The following is an 18,883-nucleotide window of genomic DNA, read 5'->3' as shown; positions in this document are numbered from 1 at the left end:
GGGCTGTGTGATTTTACCTGACACCAGAAAACTTCACCACTGACCCCTAGAAGGCCCTAGAATGGCGAGACCGGGGATACGTACCCGAGGCAACAGCTTTCTCGCCAAGTGTCGGCGTAGCGCTGGTTCAACCCAACGCCCCGCACTGCCGTAGAGAAGCCCCACCCGTTATCCAATCCCCCCGGGCCACCGCTGCAACGTCGCCACACTATATAGGTCCAGTGTTATTGGCCCTCCCGGTCGTGGTTACAGGAACGTCCAAGGACAGACCCACTCGACATACGGCCAGCTTTCCCCCTGCCAGTTGACGGTCACCCAATCCCGGCGAACGATCAATTCCATCTTTTTGATGGGGGGACCTCCCACGTCAACCGGTCGCCACTTTCTCCAAAGACCAAGGCCATCAGGACTAAACGCTAAAGGACTTGCCGCAACCGCAGGTTTGCGTGGCATTGGGATTAATGAACTGAAACCCGCCGCCGATGAGTGCATCGCTATAGTCCAGTGCCAGCCCATACAAGTACAGCAAACTCCGCCGGTCACAGACAATCTTCAGACCGTCCTGGTCAAACACCTCATCCTCCGGGCGGATATTTTCCGGACGCTCAAAATCCATCATGTAGGACATGCCAGAACAGCCCCCCTGGCGCACCCCCACCCGCAAGCACAGGTCTTCCCCCCTTTGCGCCCGCAGGTTTTGTAGGTGCCGCATCGCCGCCGGCGTAATCATGATACCCCGTCCTTGCGTCGTTGTCCCCTCGGCCATCGTGACCCTCCTGAATCAACCACCAAAGACAGCAGGAAACGCCAACTTTAACGCCGCCGTAATCAGCAAATTGGCCAACCCCACCGGCAACAAAAACTTCCACCCCAAATCCAACAACTGGTCAATCCGCACCCGGGGCACCGTCCAGCGCAACAGGATGGCCAGAAACAACATGAAGTAGGCCTTGATCAACACCATCGTGATGCCAATGGCCGCCGCGATGACCTGCACCAAGGGGTTGTCCAGACTCAGGTTCAGCCAAGCCGCCAACGCCTCAATGGAAATCGGCGACTCCCACCCCCCCAAATACAACACCGCCACCAGCAGACAAGACAGCACCAGATTGAGGTAGGACGCCGCATAAAACAGCATGAAATTCACCGCTGAATATTCCGTCTGGTAACCCGCCACCAATTCCTCCTCCGCCTCCGGCAGGTCAAAGGGCAACCGTTCGCACTCCGCCAGGGCCGCAATCCAAAAGATCACAAACCCCACCGGTTGCCGCCACACATTCCAGCCCAAAATCCCGTAGCCCGTCTGCTGCTCCACAATGTCCACCGTACTCAAACTGTTGGACATCATGGCCACCGCCAACACCGCCAGCGCCAGGGGCACCTCATAACTAATGGACTGGGCCGCCGCCCGCAAGCCCCCCAGCAGCGAGTATTTATTATTAGAGCCATACCCTGCCATCAACAGGCCGATCGGCGCAATACTCGACAAGGCAATCCACAGGAAAATGCCCACCCCCAGGTCCGTAATCACCAAATGCTGCCCAAACGGCACGATGATGTAGGCCAACAACACCGACATTACCACCACCACCGGCCCCAGGGTAAACAGCCAGCGGTCCGCCTTCCCCGGGCGTACATTCTCCTTCGCTAACAACTTCACCACATCCGCCAGGGGAATCAGCATCCCCAACGGCCCTGCGTACTCCGGCCCAATCCGTTGCTGCACCGCCGCCGAAATTTTCCGCTCCAACCAAGTAGCCACCAACGCCCAGAGCGTGGCAAAGGTCAACACTGCGACCATGGGCAAGGGCATCCACAACGTCTTAGCCACCCCTGGCGTCAACCCCAACCCCTCCAACCACTGCACAAACGACTGCTGCAAATCCATCCCCGTACTCATTAGCGGTCCACCTCACCCATGATGATGTCCACACTGCCCAGGATGGCCATAATATCCGCCACCTTCATCCCCCGCACCAACTGGGGCAGCACCTGCAGGTTGACAAATCCTGGCGGCCGAATCTTCCAACGCCAGGGGAACGGGCTATCATCGCCGATAATATACACCCCCAACTCCCCCTTGGGCGCCTCTACCCGCACATAGTGTTCCCCTTTGGGAATCTTAAACGTGGGCGACGGCTTCTTGCTGACAAATTGATAGTCAAATCCATTCCATTCCGACTTGGGACCCTCTGCCATCCGTCTGGCCTCCAAATTTTCGTAGGGCCCCCCCGGCAACCCCTTGAGCGCCTGCAGGATGATCTTGGCCGATTCCCGCATTTCCCCTACGCGCACCATATAGCGGGCAAAGCAGTCCCCGTCCGTGGCCCACTGCACCTCCCAATCAAAATCGTCGTAGCACTCGTAGTGGTCCACCTTGCGCAGGTCCCACTTCACCCCTGACGCCCGCAGCATCGGTCCCGACATCCCCCAGTTGATGGCATCCTCCCGGGACAGCACCCCGACCCCCTGCACCCGCTTACGGAAGATGGGGTTGTCGGTAATCAGCCGCTCGTACTCATCCACCTTCTTCAGGAAGTAGTGGCAAAAATCCTCACACTTATCCACCCAGCCGTAGGGCAAATCCGCCGCCACCCCCCCGATGCGGAAATAGTTATGCATCATGCGCATGCCGGTGGCCGCCTCAAACAGGTCATAGATCATTTCCCGCTCGCGGAAGATGTAGAAAAACGGCGTCTGCGCCCCAATGTCTGCCAAAAACGGCCCCAGCCACAACAAATGCGACGCAATCCGGCTCAACTCCAGCATGATTACCCGGATGTAGCTGGCCCGCTTGGGCACCGGAATATCCGCCAGTTTTTCCGGCGCATTCACCGTGATCGCTTCCGTAAACATCGTCGCCAGATAATCCCAGCGGGTGACATAGGGCAGGTACTGCACCACCGTCCGGTTTTCGGCAATTTTCTCCATCGAACGATGCAGGTAGCCCAAAACCGGCTCGCAATCAATCACATTTTCCCCGTCCAAGGTGACCATCAACCGCAAAACCCCGTGCATGGAAGGGTGATGCGGCCCGAAATTGACCACCATGGGTTCAGTGCGGGTTTCGATCATGGACATGGCGGCACCTCGCAGGCGACTCGATCTCCAGTATAGACAGGTATAGGCCGATTTCCCAGGAAAACCTTTCAGGACAACTGCTGAGCAAACCAAGCAGCGGCAGCGATGTTGGTTCCCGACTGGGCCTGGGCGATGGTCGCCTCCAGCAGCGCCGCCGTCACACCCGGCAACGTGGCAGAGCTTTCCACCCGTTGATAGCTCCCCTCTGCCAAGGTAAACATAAATACCCGTCCCCCTTGGGCATCAATCACCCAATACTCCGGCACCCCCAGCGCCGCATACAAATGCTTCTTCTGGTCCAAATCCGAATCCAGAGTCGTATCGGCCACCTCCACCACCAACGCCGGCGGGGGGCACTGATTCAGGTCAACCCGGCGTGACGCCTGGTACTGGGGCAAACACTCCCCCATATACAACGCAATATCCGGTGCCGCCGCCTGTAGCCCCTCCCTTTCCATCAGACAACTGCCAAGCAGTTTGGACTTCATGTCGGGATGGCGCAGTAGCCACAGGGTCAACACAGCCGACAGCAACTCCCGGATTTCTGAATGCAAGATGCCTTCCCATCCCATGTTTTCCACCAGGAGCCGGTTATGGGCAAAAAATAACTGCACCCGCTCAATCGTAGGGTCATCCCGCAGGCGCTGATAATCTGCCCACGTCGCTGACTCCCACCGGGCATAGGCCAGCTCCTGTTTGACCTCCACAGAAACCATCGGTTAACCCCCGTCAGCAGCCAATTCCAGCGCCGCCTGAAGTCGCCGTTGTACAAAGCCCCGGTGTGCCAGGATAAGCCACGATTGGAGCAAGTCCGGCCCGTGCAGAGTGCCCATCAACGCCGCCCGCAGGGTCTTCATCGCCTGGCCCTTTTTCACCCCGCAGGTCTGCACCACGCTCTGCACCAGGGATTGGGCCGCATCCAGGTCACGGGGGTCACCGGCAGCCAAAAATTGCTGGAGAATTTCTCGGCTGGGGGGCTGTTGCAACTGGTGCCGGGCTTCGTCGTCGTAGGTCACCTGCTCACTCATGTAGAAACGGGCTAGGTGTACCCCATCTTTCAACGTCACCAAACTGGGGCCAATCAACGCCGCCACCTGCTCCAACCAAGGCCGGTCCCGCTCCGGGTCCAGGTCATAGCCCGCCTCCCGCCAAAAGGGCAGCAGTTCCTGGGTTAACTGGGCCGGCAACATCTGGTGCAAATAGTGACTGTTAATCCAATTCAGCTTGTCCCAGTCGAATTTACTCCCAGCCTTGTTGACCCGCTCCAGGGAAAACAGGGGCACCATTTCTTCGAGAGTCAACAGCTCCTTGCCCTCCGGGGGTGACCAACCCAAAAGCGCCATGTAATTTACCAGCGCCGGCGCCACATACCCCATCTGCCGGAAATCGGAGATGGCCGTCACTCCGTCTCGTTTAGACAACTTACGCCCGTCGGGGTTGAGAATCAAGGGGGTGTGGGCAAAGGCGGGAAGGGGCGCTCCCAGGGCTTCGTAAAGCAAAATTTGCTTGGCGGTATTGGCCAGGTGGTCCTCCCCCCGGATCACATGGGTGATTTGCATGTCCATGTCATCCACCACCACGGCGAAGTTGTACAGGGGTAGGCCATCGGCCCGGGCAATCACCATATCGCCCCCCAAATCGGCCCCCCGCCAGCGCATTTCCCCCCGAATCAGGTCATGCCAGATAATTTCCCGGTCGTCGTCAATCTTGAAGCGAATCACCGGCTGGCGACCCTGGGCACGAAAAGCCGCCTCCTGCTCCGGCGTTAAGTTCCGGTGCTGGTTGTTGTATCGGGGTGCCTGTTTTTGCGCCTCCTGGGCGGCCCGCATCGCTGCCAGTTCCTCCTCGGTTTCATAGCTGCGGTAGGCCAGCTTCCGCGCCAGTAACTGCTCGATCACCTCCTGATACCGGTGCAGCCGCTGGGTTTGCCAAATCGGGCCAATGTCCCAGTCCAATCCCAACCAGCGCAACCCACTGAGGATGTTTTCGGCAAATTCAGGGCGGGAGCGCTCCCGGTCCGTGTCTTCCATCCGCAGGATAAATTCCCCCCCATGATGCCGGGCAAACAACCAGTTAAACAGGGCCGTCCGCGCTGTCCCAATATGCAAATTCCCCGTCGGGCTGGGGGCAATCCGCACCCGTACCGTCACCGCTGCCTCTCTCCCAAACCTCTATCGCCGTTGATCTTATCGCACCCGTCCCCTCGCCATCATCAGCGTTTCAGCGTTAGATAGCCCCTGGTTGCCTATCCAACCCCCGCGCCCAGACTACCCTAGCTATTGCTATTAAGTCTCATTAGCTCTAAAATAGCACGACAAGTTCTGTTTGTTAGGAATTTATAGCAACTATGGGGATTTCGCGGCGAGAGGTGTTGTTGGGAGGGGTTTCCCTGGTGACGGTGACCACCATCGGACGGTTGACGGCCTACAAGCCGGCCTTGGCCCAGCGGGGAGTGGTGAATGTCTATTCCTCCCGGCACTACGACAGCGACAGAGAGCTGTTTCGGCGGTTTACCCAGGCAACGGGGATTCAGGTGAATGTGCTGGAGGGGAAAGACGATGAACTGATTGAGCGCATTCGCAGCGAGGGGCGCAATTCCCCGGCGGATGTGTTGTTTACAGTGGATGCGGGGCGTCTGTGGCGGGCGCAGCAGGCAGGGCTATTTCGGCCCGTGGATTCCCCCCTTTTGACCCGCTCCATTCCGGCGTCGCTGCGGGAACCGCGCAATCACTGGTTTGGGTTTACCCGACGGGCGCGGGTGATTATGTATAACAAGGACCGGGTCAAACCTGGCGATATTAGTACCTACGAGGAGTTAGCGGACCCGAAATGGCGGGGGCAGGTATTGGTCCGTTCGTCCCGCAATGTTTACAACCAGTCGTTGGTGGGGGCCTTGATCCGGCACCTGGGGGAAGCCCGGACGGAGCGCTGGGCCAGGGGTCTGGTGGAGAACTTGGCGCGGCCACCTCAAGGGGGCGATACGGACCAAATCCGGGCGGCAGCAGCAGGCGTGGGCGCTTTGGCCATTAGTAATACGTATTACTTAATTCGCCTGCTGAAGTCCCCCAATCCCGCCGACCGGGAGGTGGGACAAAAGATGGGCATTATTTTCCCCAACCAAAACTCCTTTGGCACCCACGTCAATATCAGTGGGGCGGGGGTGATTGTCACGGCGCCCCATGCCCGCAATGCGGTGCGGTTTTTGGAGTTTTTGGCAACGCGGGAGGCCCAGGACGTGCTGGCCCGGGGGAACAATGAATACCCAGCCGTGCCGGGGGTGCCCATTGACCCGGTGCTGGCCAGTTTCGGCACGTTCAAGCAGGACCCCATCAACGCTAGTGTCTTTGGTCGCAATAACGAACTGGCCCTGAGAATTACGGACCGAGCCGGTTGGGCATAGAAAGCGGTGCACCCATCCGCTGGGGTATATATTTATCTGTGTAGCCATCGGGTGGGTGACCATGAAACCGTTTGACGCGCTGACGGCGGTGCGGGACCGTTTGCCGAGTGTTTTGCAGCCTTTGGCGACGCTGGCGTTTAACTATTGGTGGACGTGGTCGGGTCAGCAGTTGCGCCTGTTTGCCCCTTTAGACCAGCAGTTGTGGGAGGACTGTCACCATAACCCGGTGGCCTTTTTGCTCAGGGTGGACCAGGAACGGTTGGATGTGGCGGCTACGGACCCGGATTATGTGCAGTTGGTGCAGGGTTTGGCGGCGCGGTTTGCCGAGTACGTGCAGCCCCGGGTCTGTGCCCTGGCGCCCCACATTACACCCCAGCAACCGGTGGCCTATTTCTGCGCGGAGTTTGGCATCCACGAGTCGTTGCCGATCTATGCGGGGGGTCTGGGGGTGTTGGCAGGGGACCACCTGAAGTCGGCGTCGGATATGGGGCTGCCGATGGTGGGGATTGGGTTGCTCTATCGTCAGGGTTATTTCCGGCAGCGGCTGAACCGCCAGGGCTGGCAGGAGGATTATTACGTGGACAACCCGTTCCATGAGATGCCCCTGGAGTTGGTGCGGGAGGCGGATGGACGCCCCTTAACGGTGATGGTGGAGGTGCGGGGACGGCAGGTGGTGGCTCAGGTCTGGCGGGTGCGGGTGGGCCGCTCGGATTTGTACCTGATGGATTCGGATGTGCCGGTGAATGACCCCATTGACCGCTGGTTGACGGCGCACCTGTACGGGGGCAATCAGGAGACGCGCATTGGCCAGGAGATTTTGCTGGGGATTGGGGGAGTGCGCCTGCTGGATAAGTTGGGGTTGCAGCCGGCGGTGTATCACCTGAACGAGGGCCATGCGGCCTTTGCCCTGCTGGAGTTGGCCCGGCTGGAGATGCAGCGCACGGGGCAGTCGTTTTATGCGGTGGAGGAGCGGGTGCGGCAACGGTGTGTGTTTACCACCCATACGCCGGTGCCCGCTGGTCACGACGCCTTTTCCCCGGATTTGATGGATTCGTTTTTTGGGACCTACTGGCCCCAGTTGCACCTGACGCGGGAGCAGTTTTTGGCCCTGGGGGCGCGGCGGCTGGGGGACCCCTGGGAGCCGTTTAATATGACGGTGCTGGCGCTGCGTTTGACCCGGGCGGCCAATGGGGTGAGCCAATTGCACGGGGAGGTGTCGCGGCAGATGTGGTCCATTTTGTACCCGGACCGGCCGGTGGACCAGGTGCCCATTGGGGCGATTACCAACGGGGTGCATGCGCCGACCTGGACCGCCCCTCTGTTGGGGGAACTGTTTCGCACCTATGTGCACCCGGAGTGGGAGGCGCGGGTGATGGAAGCGGAGTTGTGGGAGCAGGTGGAGCAGATTCCCGATGGGGAGCTGTGGCAGCGCCACCAGTTGCTCAAGCAACGGCTGATTAGTTACACCCGTAGCCGTCTGGTCGCTAGTCGCCAGCAGCGGGGGGAACCCCCGGAACACGTGGAGGCCGCTGCCCGTTGCCTGGACCCCCAGGTCTTGACGGTGGGCTTTGCCCGTCGCTTTAGCGCCTACAAGCGGGCCTATTTGTTGATTCGCGACCCAGAGCGGGCCAAGCGTATCCTGACGAACCCGGCGTACCCAGTGCAATTCGTCTTTGCGGGGAAGGCCCACCCGGCGGATGAGGAAGGGAAACGCATTATCCAGCGGTTGTTGGAGTGGTGCCGCGACCCAGACCTACAGATGCGGGTGGCTTTTATCGAGGACTACGATATGCACACGGCCCGCTGTTTGGTGCAGGGGGTGGACCTGTGGTTGAACAATCCCCGCCGCCCCTTGGAGGCCTCGGGCACCAGTGGCCAAAAGGTGTGTTTCAACGGGGGTATTAACTTTAGCGTGTTGGACGGCTGGTGGTGTGAGGGCTATGTGCCGGGGGTCAATGGCTGGGCCATCGGCGAGGACCTGCACACCAGCAACCAGGAATTGCAGGACCAGCGGGATAGTGAATCCCTGTACCACCTGCTGGAGACGGAAATTGTGCCCATGTACTATGAGCGGGATGCCGACGGGTTGCCCCGGCGCTGGATTCAACGGATGAAGGCGTCCATGCGCACCAACATCCCCCGCTTTAATACTGACCGGATGGTGCAGGACTATATCCAGCACATTTACGCCCCCAACCGGGAATTGGCCGTGAGTGGGTCATGGCGCGGGTAATTTGGGAGGTGGATTTCTACAGCCGCCCGGTGGTGGATGGGCAGGGCAAAAAGCTGTGGGAGTTGCTGCTGTGTGACCGGCAGGGGGAGGTCCGTATCGCCCAAGTCTGCCCCCCGGAGCAGGTGAATAGCCGGTGGCTCCAGGAAACGCTGGCCCCCTTGGTGCAGCAGTACGGCATCACCCATCTGCGCAGTTTTCGGGCGCCCATGTTGCCCATGCTCCAGCGGGCCTGCGAACCCCTACAGGTGACGGTGCTTCCTAGTCGGCGGGTGGTGGTCCTGGCCCATTGGCTGCAGGAGCGTTGGCAGACAGTCTATCGGCAGATGCCCGGTTTTCAACCTTTGGCAACCCCACCCCCGGCGGCGAAGGTGGCCCCGGCACTCCAGCCCTTGCCGGAACCCCTGCGGGGACAGCGGTGGACCTGGGCGACCTTGGGGTGGGGAGACATTCGGCAAGGGGCGGTGGAGTGGGCGGATTTTGGGGAGTTGTTGCCCTGGCGATACATTGACCTGGCGCCGGAGACGCCGATTCCTGGGCTGGTAGTCTATTCCGGGCGCGCAGCAACCTTAGCGGCCTGGCTCAGTGGCCTGGAGCTGGCAGAAATCCAGGGGCAAGACGACACCGTCTGTTGGCTGGTCGGTCTGGAGGAGCGCTGGTTATTTGCCAGGCAGGTCCCCGGGGTGGAGGCCTTTACCCGGCAGCAGCAGCAGGCTCGGGGGGTGCATTTTCTGGCGGTGCAGTCCCACCCGGAAGCCGAACGCCTGGAAGGGTTTTGGTTATTGCAGAGCCTGGCGCTGGGGTGACTAGAAAGCCCGGTAGTTGACCTGGAAATAGAGGCCATAGTCCTGGGCGTCGCGGCCCCGGTCCCGGTTGTACACCAAAGGCAGGGCGGCATCCAGGCGAAGGTCCAAACCCGGCACAGGACTCCACAGCAGCCCGGTGCCCAGCCCCGCCAGCGTTTGGGGTGGTAAGGGAGGGTTAGGATTGTTGCGCTTGTTCCACACCCGCCCAAATTCGATAAAAGGCGCCACTTGAAACACCAGCCGTCCACCGCTGTCGCGCGCAGCGGGGATACGGGATTCCACCGAAAGACGGAAACCGTTGTCCCCCGCCCGGGCGTTTTGCCGGTAACCCCGCACCGATTGGGCGCCGCCGATGACGAACTGATGCTGGGGCAGCAACGGTTTGGCCGCTATTTGCGCATCCGCCCGCAGGAGCAGCAGCAGGTCATTGCCGAAATTGAGCACCCGTTGTCCCTGGGCCTGGAAGCTAAAAAAGCGACCGTCCGGCGTGACCAGACCGCCAGGGCCATCGGGAATATCCGTCGCCCCCAAGATGGGCAATCCCCAGTTGAACCGTCCTAGAGCCAGCCAGGCCCCTTTACGGTCCCGGCGCAGGTAATCCACCCCCAACTGCAACACGCTGCTGCGGTTGGTAGTGCTCACAACGTCTAGGACAAAAATTTGCGACTGCTGCCAGGCCAAGGCCCCCGACAAAGCCAGTTCTTGTCGGATGCTGCGCACTAAGGGCTGTCGAAAACTCACTTCATAGAGCTGGGACTCCCCCGTGATGTTGAACCCGGCAAACGGACGCTCAGTGATGCGATTGTTTGTCACCACCGCGCGGAATTGCAGCGTGCCGTCCCTGGCGTTGAGGGGTACTCGGTAGGTCAACGTGTATTCATTCAGAGCCGCCCGCTGCCAGTCGCTGAAATTGAGCCCTACCGCGTAGGAACCAAAAATTTCATCCCCCCGGCCACTCAGGTTCTGATAGCCCAGGGAAACAAAAGCCCGCTGGGGAGCAATACTCGGCGGCACGTAATTGTCCAGGCCAAAGGATAGGACCAACGGCTGGGGGTCCTCCTCAATGCGCACTACCAGGATGCTTTCCCCGACCTTTTCCCCCGGCCGCAGGCTAGCCTCCACATTGGCGATAAACGGCGATGCCCGCAGCAGGCGCAGTTGATCCTCCAGGGCGTTGGTGTTCAAAGGGGGTTTGGCCACCAACTGCAACCGGTCGCGGAGGTAGCTGGTCAAAAGGCGGCGATTACCGCTGATCTGGATGTCGGCTAAACGTCCTTCAATTACTTCGATGCGCAAACGCCCCGTCGGGACCGTATCTGGCGCAATGACGGCGCGCGACGTGGTAAATCCCCGGTCCACATAAAAGCGGGTGATATTATCCGCTACATCTTGTACCTGCTGCAGGGGTACTCGCCGCCCCAGCACCGGTTGGGTGAAAAGAGTAATGTCTTCAGCACTCAAAACCGTACTGCCCACCACCTCCAGGGCTTCCACCACAACTTCTTGACGCAAATCCAGAGGCGGCATTTGGGCTGGCATGGGCGCGTTGCCTAACCCTAACAACCCCCCCACGACCGCAACCCCACACCACAGGCGCCTAAACATGTTTTTGCCAACAGCCGGCCTCGCCTTCAGTAAAATCCACGCCTACTCCCCGTGTCAAGCCGGATGGTAGTAGAACGCCACCCCCATTACCACATAACTGGCCAACAACAGGCTGCCCTCTAACCAATTCGAACGACCATCCAGACTAATCATATTGACTACGGTTACCGCGAGGGCCACAGCCACCACCTCGAACAGGTTAAAACTCAGGTCCATGGGTTGGCCCCACAGGGCACCGACCAGCACCAGCACGGGGGTGACAAACAGGGCCACCAGGGTGCTCGACCCCATGGCCACCGAAACTGCCAAGTCCATATTGTTTTTCATCGCCACATTCACCGCCGTAACATACTCCGCCGCTCCCCCCAACAGGGGCAACATAATCACCCCGGTAAACAAAGGCGTCAGACCCAATTGTGCCGTTACCTCCTCGATCACCCCCACGAACAACTCCGACTCCAGGGCCACCCCCACCGTCGCCGCCGCCAGGAGCACCAACCACAGCCACGCTTGGGGTTTGGGATGGGTTTCCCCCAACTCCACCACCCCCACCTCATAAAGGTAACTGTGGGTTTTGAGGGAAAACAGCAGGGTGAGTCCATAAACGGCCATCAATACAACCGCCACCAAAACAGACAGGTGCTCAATGGCCCCAGGCGCTATCCCGCGGCCCTCAGTGGTATTGGCCAGTAATGTCGGCAAAAAGATGGCAATCACCGCCAGAGTCATCGAGGGGGCATTCACCTGGGGAACAATGGCTTGGAACTGTTGCTCCTTGTGTTTCAATCCCCCCAAAAACATCGCCAATCCCAGCACCAGCAATAGATTGGCAATGATGGTGCCGGTGATACTGGCCTTGACCACCTCAACCAACCCCGCCCGCAGCGTAACCAACGCCAGGATCAATTCCGTAGCGTTGCCAAAAACCGCATTCAACAACCCCCCGATTGTCGGTCCCGTTACCAGGGCCAGTTCTTCCGTCGCCGTACTCAACCAGATGGCCAGGGGGATAATGGCCAATCCGGCCGTCGCACCGATCAATAATTCACTCCCGTTCCAGGCCGCCGCCAGCCACGAAAGGGGGAGAAAGACTAGCATCCCTAGGCCGATTTTTTGCTTGGTCGTCATGGCAATCATGCCGGCTAATCGCCCTGATCATAACAGGTTCAACCCCATGCTGGGGGATTTGCTAGCCGATGTCCGTCATGGCTTGCCCTAGCCCACCCTGCAATCGGGTTAAATTGAAAACAGTCCTGTTGTGAAAACAGACAGTGACGGGAACCCCTGCCGCGACTTTTCTCCATCTCCATCTGGGCAGCAATGGTCGGGATTTGTGGCTTGGCCCCATGCGTCCCCATGCCCTTTTAGGGCGACATCCCACCAGCGACTTGATGGTGGACAACACCTTTGCTTCCCGCTACCACGCCCACATTGAGTACCGTCCCCCCGACTTCTACCTGCGGGACGACAGCCGCAACGGGACGTTCATCCGCTGGGGCGATCCGGAACAGGTGCTCCATGTGCGGGGGGAGGAGGTGCGTCTGCCCACCGCAGGAGAAATTAGCCTAGGGTGCGCCTTTGACCGTCATCCCCCCGATGTCATTCGCTTCCGCCGCACTGCTGTTTTGCCCCCAGAACTGGCCCCCGCCGCCGCGCTGCCGGAGGAGGAGACCACCGTTGTTGCGCCCATGCCCCCCCAACCCCTGGCGCAGGTGCCGTCGGAACTGCAACTCGACCGGGTGCTGGAACCCCTGGTGCGGGATTTGGTGGCCGTCCTCAGTCCCGAGGGGGTGATCTATTACCAGAATCCGGCCCTGGCCCGTTGGTGGGGACAGACCTTACCCCAGGTGCTGGGACGGGATTTTTTGGAATTTGTCCATCCCGAGGACCGGCAGGCGTTGGTGAATGCCCAAACCCAGGCCCTTTTGCAAAGCCAGACCCTGGCGACCCAACTATCCTTGCGCTTGCGAGTCGGGGATGAGCGGTGGCATCCCTGCAGTATGACCCTGCGACCGTTACCCCCCGATGCCGGCCTAGCGGGTTTACTGCTGGTGGGGCAACCAGCGGGTCAGCCGTCAGACACGCACCTGCTGGGGGGACGCTACCGGGTAGAGCGGCGCCTGGCCAGTGGCGGATTTTGCGAAACCTACCTGGGACGAGACCAACAACGGCCCGGTGAACCCCTCTGCGTCATCAAACGCCTGCGCCTAGACAATCCCGACCCGGACACCCTGGCAACTGCCCGCCGCCTATTTGCCACGGAAGCCGCTACCCTGGAAACCCTAGGGCACCATGACCAGATTCCCCGCCTGCTGGCCTACCTGGAACAGGAGGAGGACTTTTACTTGGTGCAGGACTTCATTGCCGGCCACCCCCTGAGCCAGGAGCTAGGACCCCAACAGCGCTGGGATGAAATAGACGTGGTCTGGTTGCTGTGGGAGCTGCTTGCCATCTTGGACTTTGTGCAGAAACACAAGGTGATTCACCGGGACATCACCCCCGATAACATCCTGCGCCGGGAGAGCGACCGCAAGCTAGTGCTCATTGACTTCGGCTCCGTCAAGGTGCTGCCGTCGGTCCTCGGTGGCGAATCCCGCACAGTGGTGGTGGGCAAACCCGGCTACATGGCGCCTGAACAGGCCTGGGGACAACCCAACTTTACCAGCGACCTCTACGCCCTGGGGGTGATTGCCATCGAAGCCCTGACCGGTCAGTCACCCCAAAACCTCCCCCACCTACCCCGGACCCGCACCCTAGATTGGCAGGGACAAGTGCAAGTCAGCGATGCCCTCCGGGAAATTCTGGCCTCCCTACTCCACCCCGACTGGCAACAACGGTTTCCCAACGCCCGCACCGCCCTTAAACGCATCGAGGCCCTCTTTGGCCCACCCCCCCGGCGGACCGACTTTCTCTAAATCCCCGCCCCGTCCAGGAACTCCTCCAGGGCCTTGTGCTGGGCTGTCGTCGTTGGGGCTGGCGGTTCGGGGGACGTCTGTCCCTGGCGCAAAGCCTGCACCTGGCGCTCCAGTTCCTCAATCCGGTCCGCCAACACCCGAATCGCCTGAGCCTCCGAATCCGGTAAGCGCCCGTGCTCCAGGGGTTCAACCGTCGCATCTTTACAGATCAATCGCCCCGGCACCCCCACCACCGTGCAATAGGAGGGCACCGAACGCAGGACCACCGAACCCGCCCCCACCCGCACATGGTTGCCGATAGTGATATTGCCCAGCACCTTCGCCCCCGCCCCCACAATCACATGGTCCCCTAGGGTCGGATGACGCTTACCCTTCTCCTTCCCGGTCCCCCCCAAAGTCACCCCCTGATAGAGCAAGCAATAATCGCCGATGACCGTCGTTTCCCCGATCACCACCCCCATACCGTGGTCAATAAAAAACCCCTTGCCGATCTGGGCACCCGGATGGATTTCGATCCCCGTCAAAAACCGGGCGATATGGGAAATCAAGCGGGGGATGAGGGGGATACCCCACCGATACAGGACATGGGCCAGCCGGTACATCAACACCGCATGCCACCCCGGATAACACAGGATTACCTCCAGAGGGTTACGCGCCGCCGGGTCCCGCTCAAAAATGATCTGAAAATCTGCCACCAATGTTTCCCAAAATCGCCCCATGGCCTCTGGTGGGAGTAGCAAGGTCCGCCTTTAAAACATGATACAAACATGATACGCCATTTCCGCCGACCTGACTTGTCAACCCACCCCATCCTCCCTACAGTGGAAGTAAAGCTAGTTAAGGAGAACCGAGGGCCGTGAGTCAACCCAAGGCAACAGCCATTGTCCCGGGTGCACCGGTGCGGGTTATCAACCCAGGCGATGTGTACTACGGTTTCCAAGGCCAGGTGCAACGCCTCAGTGACGGTAAAGTAGCGGTGTTATTTGAAGGGGGCAACTGGGACAAGCTGGTGACCTTTAACCCCCAGGATTTGGCTCCTGCGGATGCCACCGGTCGGTCCTAGGAAGTGGAAACCGGGGGGAATCGCTTGCGCAAGAACAGGCAATTGCCCCCTGGGTATCGTTGGTATTCCACCACATCGGCAAAGCGGGTCAAAAAAATCAAGCCCATGCCCCCTTCCGGTTCAGGGTCGCGGGGGGTATATTCCAGCTTGGCCAACTTCGCCTGCAGGTCAAAAAACGGTCCCTGGTCCCAAATGCGTATCTCAATGGTGTCCGGGAAAACCGCTACCTCCACCGTAATGGGCGTGCTGGCCGGTAAATCCCGGTGGGCATGACGCACGGCGTTGGTAAACCCCTCATCCAGGACCAACTGGCAAAACCACCAAGTCTCGTAGGTCAGGGGAGGTTGATTAAACTGGGCAAACCAGTCCAAAATTTGGGTCAAAGCCTGGATATCCGAATTAACGACGATCCGGTCGCACCGCAGCGCTCCAGCAACCGACTTTTCTTCAGGGATTCCGGCAGTCAAGCAAACCTACCCATTCCGTTATCTTTGATTGTATGGCAAAAGTTTTGGTCATTGATGACGACCCCACCATGCGCCTGGTGCTGCAACGCAACCTCCAGCAGCAAGGCTACGAAGTGGCTGTGGCAGCCGACGGATTGCAAGGGTGGGAACTGGCCCAGAGTTGGCAACCGGCCCTGGTGATCTGCGATTGGATGATGCCGGGACTCAACGGGCTGGAGGTCTGTCAACGGCTACGACAAACACCCGCCTTAGCCACTACTTTTTTTATCCTGCTCACATCCCGGGATCAGGTGGCCGACCGAGTGCAGGGCTTAGATAGCGGCGCCGATGATTTTCTGGTCAAACCCATTGACGCCAGCGAACTGCAAGCGCGGGTGCGGGCGGGGTTGCGCTTGTACCAGTTGAACCGGGATTTGCAAGACCAAAAAAAACGCCTAGAGGACGAACTGGCGGAAGCTGCTGCTTACGTCCGTTCCCTGCTGCCGGCCCCCCGTCGCCAGGGCGAGATCACCGCCGATTGGGTTTACTTCCCCTCCACCGAACTGGGGGGCGATTGTTTCGACTACTTCGACCTGGACGACCGGCATTTGGTGGTTTATGTCCTAGATGTGGCCGGCCATGGGGTGGGTGCTGCCCTGCTATCGGTATCGGTGCTGAATTTGTTGCGCTCCGGCTCCCTGAGGGAGGTGCTACACCAACCGGCAACGGTGCTGGCCCTGCTCAATCGCTTTTTCCCTATGGAGCAGCACAAGGACAAATATTTTACGGCTTGGTACGGCGTTTATGACCGCCAGACGCGCCAATTAACCTACGCCAACGCCGGCCACCCGGCAGCGGTGCTGTGGGAACCTGCAGGACAGGTGACCACCCTACCGGGGAAGGGTTTAGCGGTGGGGATGTTTCCCGAGGTGACCTATCAGGAGCATCAGCAGGTTTTGGCCCCTGATGCCCGGTTGTATGTGTTTAGCGATGGCGCCTACGAAATTCCGATACCGCCGACGGGACGGCTGTGGGGACGGGAGGCCCTGGTGCAACTGCTCGCCAGCGGTGAACCCCCGACTACCCTGCTGTCCCATATCCCCCGTGGACAAGAGCGCTGGCCCGATGACCTGTGCCTGCTCCAGTTGCGCTTTCACTGAATGCCTATAATGGGAGACACCAACGCCTGTGCAAAACCTATGTTGGTGCTCAGTCCGGCCTTGCAGGAGCGGATGCGGCGTCCGCTGCAAATTGGCTCTCTGGTGGTCCACAGCCGGGTGTTCCAATCCCCCCTGGCGGGCGTGACGGATTTGGTGTTTCGTCGGCTGGTGCGCCGTTTTGCTCCCTACTCCCTCATGTACACGGAAATGGTGAGCGCCACCGGTTTGCACTACATGCGTCAATTGCCCCGGATTATGGAATTGGACCCCGGCGAGCACCCGGTGGGGATTCAACTGTTTGACTGTCGCCCGGATTTTTTGGCGGCTGCCGCAGAACGGGCGGTGGCGGAAGGGGCGGATGTGGTGGACATCAACATGGGCTGCCCGGTGAATAAGATCACCAAAAACGGCGGTGGCTCGTCCCTGCTGCGACAACCGGACCTGGCAGAAACCATTGTTCGTTCAGTGGTACAAGCGGTGGCGCCGGTGCCGGTGACGGTCAAAACTCGTCTGGGCTGGAATGACCAAGAAATCAACATTGTGGAATTTGCCCAGCGGATGGAGCAGGCAGGCGCCCAGTTGATTACAGTCCATGCCCGGACCCGCGCCCAGGGGTACAATGGCCCTGCTCGCTGGGAATGGATTGGCCGGGTCAAGGCGGCGGTGTCTATTCCGGTGATTGCCAATGGCGATATTTTTTCCATCGCGGCGGCGGTGCGTTGCCTGGAGATGACGGGCGCCGATGGGGTGATGTGCTCCCGGGGGACCTTAGGGTATCCGTTTTTGGTGGGGGAAATTGACCACTTTTTCCGCACCGGTGAGGTGTTGCCCCCCCCTACGCCCAGCCAACGGTTGCTCTGTGCCCGGGAACATTTGCTGGCCCTATGGGCGTACAAGGGGGAGACGGGGTTGCGGCAGGCGCGTAAACATTTGGCCTGGTATGGGCGGGGGTTTCCGGGGGCGGCCCAGTTTCGGGAAGCGGCCAGCTGCTTGGCGACCCTAGAGGAAGGCTTGGCTTTGATTGACCGCACGTTGGAACGGCTGGACGCCCAGGCATGGCCCCGATGCGCATAACTGGCTCGTTGCCCCCCTGGCTGACTTGGGGCTTGGTCCTGCCCCTGGTGGTCCTCAACGGCTGGCTGCTGTTGATCACGGTGAAGTATTTACAGCCCCTGGTGAATATCCTGGTGATTGCCACGGTGCTGTCATTTTTGCTGGACTATCCCATCAACCTGTTGCAGTCCTGGGGGATGCGCCGCTCCTGGGCGGTGTTGCTGGTCCTGTTGACGGCCCTGACGGGGGTAACCATCGCCGGGGTGACCCTAGGACCGGTGGTGGTCAAGCAGGTGAACGAATTGGTGGTGCGTTTACCAAACTGGTTGGCCTCGGGGGCAGACCAGCTGGAGAGTCTGGAGCGCTGGGCGCAGGTCCACCGGCTGAATCTGGATTTGAGTGGGCTAGCAGACCAGTTGGCCACCAGCCTTTCCCGGCAGTTGAAGACCCTGACCACGCGGGTGCTGGGGCTGGCGGTGGACACGGTCAGTTGGGTGGTGGAGGTGCTGGTGACCCTGGTGCTGACGCTGTATTTGGTGCTGTTTGGGGAACGGCTCTGGACGGGGATATTCTCCTGGTTTCCCGAGCGGTTGGGGTCCCTGGTGCGCCGGTCGCTGCACAGCAACTTTTACAACTACTTTCTCGGGCAGGCGACGATTGGGGTGGTGCTGGGCAGTTTGATGACCCTGGCCTTTGTCCTATTGCAGGTACCCTTGGCCCTGTTGTTTGGGTTGATCGTGGGGTTGGCCAGCCTGGTGCCCTTTGGAGGGGCTGTTTCGATTGGGGTCATTAGCCTACTGATTGCCCTGCAAAATGCGTGGCTGGGCCTGCGGGTGTTTGTGGTGGCGATTCTCTTGGCCCAGTTGAATGAGCATTTGATCGCGCCGCGCATCTTGGGCAACGTGGTGGGTTTGAATCCGGTGTGGATCATCCTGTCGTTGCTACTGGGGGCGAAGTTGGCCGGCTTACTGGGGGTGTTTATCGCCGTGCCGGTGGCCGGTTCGATCAAAAGCGTGGCCGATCAACTGCGCCTGGCGGAACCCTCCCTGCCGGGAAAGATGGTTGCCAAGGTCTAATGGCAGGCGGTAAGATAGGGCAAGCACGGGGCAATAGAGTAGGAGCAG

The 18,883-nt window shown here is 59.9% G+C and carries 17 protein-coding genes; 8 read left to right on the top strand and 9 right to left on the bottom strand.

The window, feature by feature from the left end; genetic code table 11:
• Positions 1 to 409: 409 nt before the first annotated feature.
• The 5 genes from Q6L55_09020 to gltX form a co-directional block, all read right to left on the bottom strand.
• Positions 410 to 766, bottom strand: coding sequence for an iron-sulfur cluster assembly accessory protein (locus Q6L55_09020; protein MEN9258849.1), 357 nt, complete (start codon positions 764 to 766; stop codon positions 410 to 412).
• Positions 767 to 781: 15 nt separating this feature from the next.
• A complete protein-coding gene (gene nuoH / locus Q6L55_09015) occupies positions 782 to 1,900 on the bottom strand; it encodes an NADH-quinone oxidoreductase subunit NuoH (GenBank protein MEN9258848.1) in 1,119 nt (372 codons plus the stop codon).
• Positions 1,900 to 3,081 (bottom strand): NAD(P)H-quinone oxidoreductase subunit H, encoded by a 1,182-nt coding sequence (locus tag Q6L55_09010; GenBank protein MEN9258847.1) that lies wholly within the window; start codon positions 3,079 to 3,081, stop codon positions 1,900 to 1,902. Before Q6L55_09010 ends, nuoH begins: the two co-directional genes overlap by 1 nt.
• A 68-nt stretch (positions 3,082 to 3,149) precedes the next feature.
• Positions 3,150 to 3,797: a Uma2 family endonuclease gene (locus Q6L55_09005; GenBank protein MEN9258846.1), complete on the bottom strand. Its 648-nt coding sequence runs from the start codon at positions 3,795 to 3,797 to the stop codon at positions 3,150 to 3,152.
• A 3-nt stretch (positions 3,798 to 3,800) separates the two neighbouring features.
• On the bottom strand, positions 3,801 to 5,231 hold the full coding sequence (gltX, locus tag Q6L55_09000) for a glutamate--tRNA ligase (protein MEN9258845.1): 1,431 nt from the start codon (positions 5,229 to 5,231) through the stop codon (positions 3,801 to 3,803).
• 197 nt (positions 5,232 to 5,428) lie between these two features.
• On the opposite strand from gltX, the gene Q6L55_08995 reads away from it, so the two are divergent.
• The 3 genes from Q6L55_08995 to Q6L55_08985 all read left to right on the top strand — a co-directional run bounded on the left by Q6L55_08995 (position 5,429) and on the right by Q6L55_08985 (position 9,517).
• On the top strand, positions 5,429 to 6,481 hold the full coding sequence (locus Q6L55_08995) for a Fe(3+) ABC transporter substrate-binding protein (protein MEN9258844.1): 1,053 nt from the start codon (positions 5,429 to 5,431) through the stop codon (positions 6,479 to 6,481).
• Between the two features lie 61 nt (positions 6,482 to 6,542).
• Complete coding sequence (gene glgP / locus Q6L55_08990; protein MEN9258843.1) at positions 6,543 to 8,714, top strand: alpha-glucan family phosphorylase; 2,172 nt, start codon at positions 6,543 to 6,545, stop codon at positions 8,712 to 8,714.
• Positions 8,702 to 9,517 carry a Tab2/Atab2 family RNA-binding protein gene (locus Q6L55_08985; protein MEN9258842.1) on the top strand — a complete coding sequence of 272 codons (816 nt, stop codon included), beginning with the start codon at positions 8,702 to 8,704 and terminating at the stop codon, positions 9,515 to 9,517. Before glgP ends, Q6L55_08985 begins: the two co-directional genes overlap by 13 nt.
• Here Q6L55_08985 and Q6L55_08980 read toward each other — a convergent pair whose 3' ends face one another.
• Positions 9,518 to 11,122, bottom strand: coding sequence for a ShlB/FhaC/HecB family hemolysin secretion/activation protein (locus Q6L55_08980; protein ID MEN9258841.1), 1,605 nt, complete (start codon positions 11,120 to 11,122; stop codon positions 9,518 to 9,520).
• A 54-nt stretch (positions 11,123 to 11,176) separates the two neighbouring features.
• Positions 11,177 to 12,250 carry a calcium/proton exchanger gene (cax, locus tag Q6L55_08975; protein MEN9258840.1) on the bottom strand — a complete coding sequence of 358 codons (1,074 nt, stop codon included), beginning with the start codon at positions 12,248 to 12,250 and terminating at the stop codon, positions 11,177 to 11,179.
• Between the two features lie 143 nt (positions 12,251 to 12,393).
• Between cax and Q6L55_08970 the strand changes: the two genes are divergently transcribed.
• Positions 12,394 to 14,037 carry a protein kinase gene (locus Q6L55_08970; protein ID MEN9258839.1) on the top strand — a complete coding sequence of 548 codons (1,644 nt, stop codon included), beginning with the start codon at positions 12,394 to 12,396 and terminating at the stop codon, positions 14,035 to 14,037.
• On the opposite strand, the gene cysE is transcribed toward Q6L55_08970, so the two are convergent.
• A complete protein-coding gene (gene cysE / locus Q6L55_08965) occupies positions 14,034 to 14,756 on the bottom strand; it encodes a serine O-acetyltransferase (GenBank protein MEN9258838.1) in 723 nt (240 codons plus the stop codon). The two genes, Q6L55_08970 and cysE, sit on opposite strands and share 4 nt — an antisense overlap.
• 137 nt (positions 14,757 to 14,893) lie before the next feature.
• Between cysE and Q6L55_08960 the strand changes: the two genes are divergently transcribed.
• Positions 14,894 to 15,100, top strand: coding sequence for an NAD(P)H dehydrogenase subunit NdhS (locus Q6L55_08960; GenBank protein ID MEN9258837.1), 207 nt, complete (start codon positions 14,894 to 14,896; stop codon positions 15,098 to 15,100).
• Here the strand turns inward: Q6L55_08960 and Q6L55_08955 are convergent.
• Positions 15,097 to 15,567 (bottom strand): anti-sigma regulatory factor, encoded by a 471-nt coding sequence (locus Q6L55_08955; protein MEN9258836.1) that lies wholly within the window; start codon positions 15,565 to 15,567, stop codon positions 15,097 to 15,099. The two genes, Q6L55_08960 and Q6L55_08955, sit on opposite strands and share 4 nt — an antisense overlap.
• 32 nt (positions 15,568 to 15,599) lie before the next feature.
• Between Q6L55_08955 and Q6L55_08950 the strand changes: the two genes are divergently transcribed.
• Genes Q6L55_08950 through Q6L55_08940 form a run of 3 tightly spaced genes read left to right on the top strand, consistent with a single transcriptional unit; the run spans position 15,600 to position 18,835 of the window.
• Positions 15,600 to 16,706 (top strand): SpoIIE family protein phosphatase, encoded by a 1,107-nt coding sequence (locus Q6L55_08950; GenBank protein ID MEN9258835.1) that lies wholly within the window; start codon positions 15,600 to 15,602, stop codon positions 16,704 to 16,706.
• Between the two features lie 39 nt (positions 16,707 to 16,745).
• The gene (gene dusB / locus Q6L55_08945; protein ID MEN9258834.1) at positions 16,746 to 17,780 is read left to right on the top strand and encodes a tRNA dihydrouridine synthase DusB; all 1,035 of its coding nucleotides are present in this window, start codon (positions 16,746 to 16,748) and stop codon (positions 17,778 to 17,780) included.
• A complete protein-coding gene (locus tag Q6L55_08940; GenBank protein ID MEN9258833.1) occupies positions 17,771 to 18,835 on the top strand; it encodes an AI-2E family transporter in 1,065 nt (354 codons plus the stop codon). Before dusB ends, Q6L55_08940 begins: the two co-directional genes overlap by 10 nt.
• Positions 18,836 to 18,883: the final 48 nt, after the last annotated feature.

Source organism: Gloeomargarita sp. SRBZ-1_bins_9 (assembly GCA_039794565.1).
GTDB lineage: Bacteria > Cyanobacteriota > Cyanobacteriia > Gloeomargaritales > Gloeomargaritaceae > Gloeomargarita.
The sequence above is the reverse complement of the archived record's forward strand: the minus strand, read 5'-3'. Positions and strand labels throughout refer to the sequence as shown.

Bases quoted from the DNA above. Each gene is read 5' to 3' on its own strand.
- Q6L55_09020 (MEN9258849.1), bottom strand. From the start codon at position 766: ATGGCCGAGGGGACAACGACGCAAGGACGGGGTATCATGATTACGCCG.
- nuoH (MEN9258848.1), bottom strand. From the start codon at position 1,900: ATGAGTACGGGGATGGATTTGCAGCAGTCGTTTGTGCAGTGGTTGGAG.
- Q6L55_09010 (MEN9258847.1), bottom strand. From the start codon at position 3,081: ATGTCCATGATCGAAACCCGCACTGAACCCATGGTGGTCAATTTCGGG.
- Q6L55_09005 (MEN9258846.1), bottom strand. From the start codon at position 3,797: ATGGTTTCTGTGGAGGTCAAACAGGAGCTGGCCTATGCCCGGTGGGAG.
- Q6L55_08995 (MEN9258844.1), top strand. From the start codon at position 5,429: ATGGGGATTTCGCGGCGAGAGGTGTTGTTGGGAGGGGTTTCCCTGGTG.
- glgP (MEN9258843.1), top strand. From the start codon at position 6,543: ATGAAACCGTTTGACGCGCTGACGGCGGTGCGGGACCGTTTGCCGAGT.
- Q6L55_08985 (MEN9258842.1), top strand. From the start codon at position 8,702: ATGGCGCGGGTAATTTGGGAGGTGGATTTCTACAGCCGCCCGGTGGTG.
- Q6L55_08980 (MEN9258841.1), bottom strand. From the start codon at position 11,122: ATGTTTAGGCGCCTGTGGTGTGGGGTTGCGGTCGTGGGGGGGTTGTTA.
- cax (MEN9258840.1), bottom strand. From the start codon at position 12,250: ATGACGACCAAGCAAAAAATCGGCCTAGGGATGCTAGTCTTTCTCCCC.
- cysE (MEN9258838.1), bottom strand. From the start codon at position 14,756: ATGGGGCGATTTTGGGAAACATTGGTGGCAGATTTTCAGATCATTTTT.
- Q6L55_08950 (MEN9258835.1), top strand. From the start codon at position 15,600: ATGGCAAAAGTTTTGGTCATTGATGACGACCCCACCATGCGCCTGGTG.
- dusB (MEN9258834.1), top strand. From the start codon at position 16,746: ATGTTGGTGCTCAGTCCGGCCTTGCAGGAGCGGATGCGGCGTCCGCTG.
- Q6L55_08940 (MEN9258833.1), top strand. From the start codon at position 17,771: ATGCGCATAACTGGCTCGTTGCCCCCCTGGCTGACTTGGGGCTTGGTC.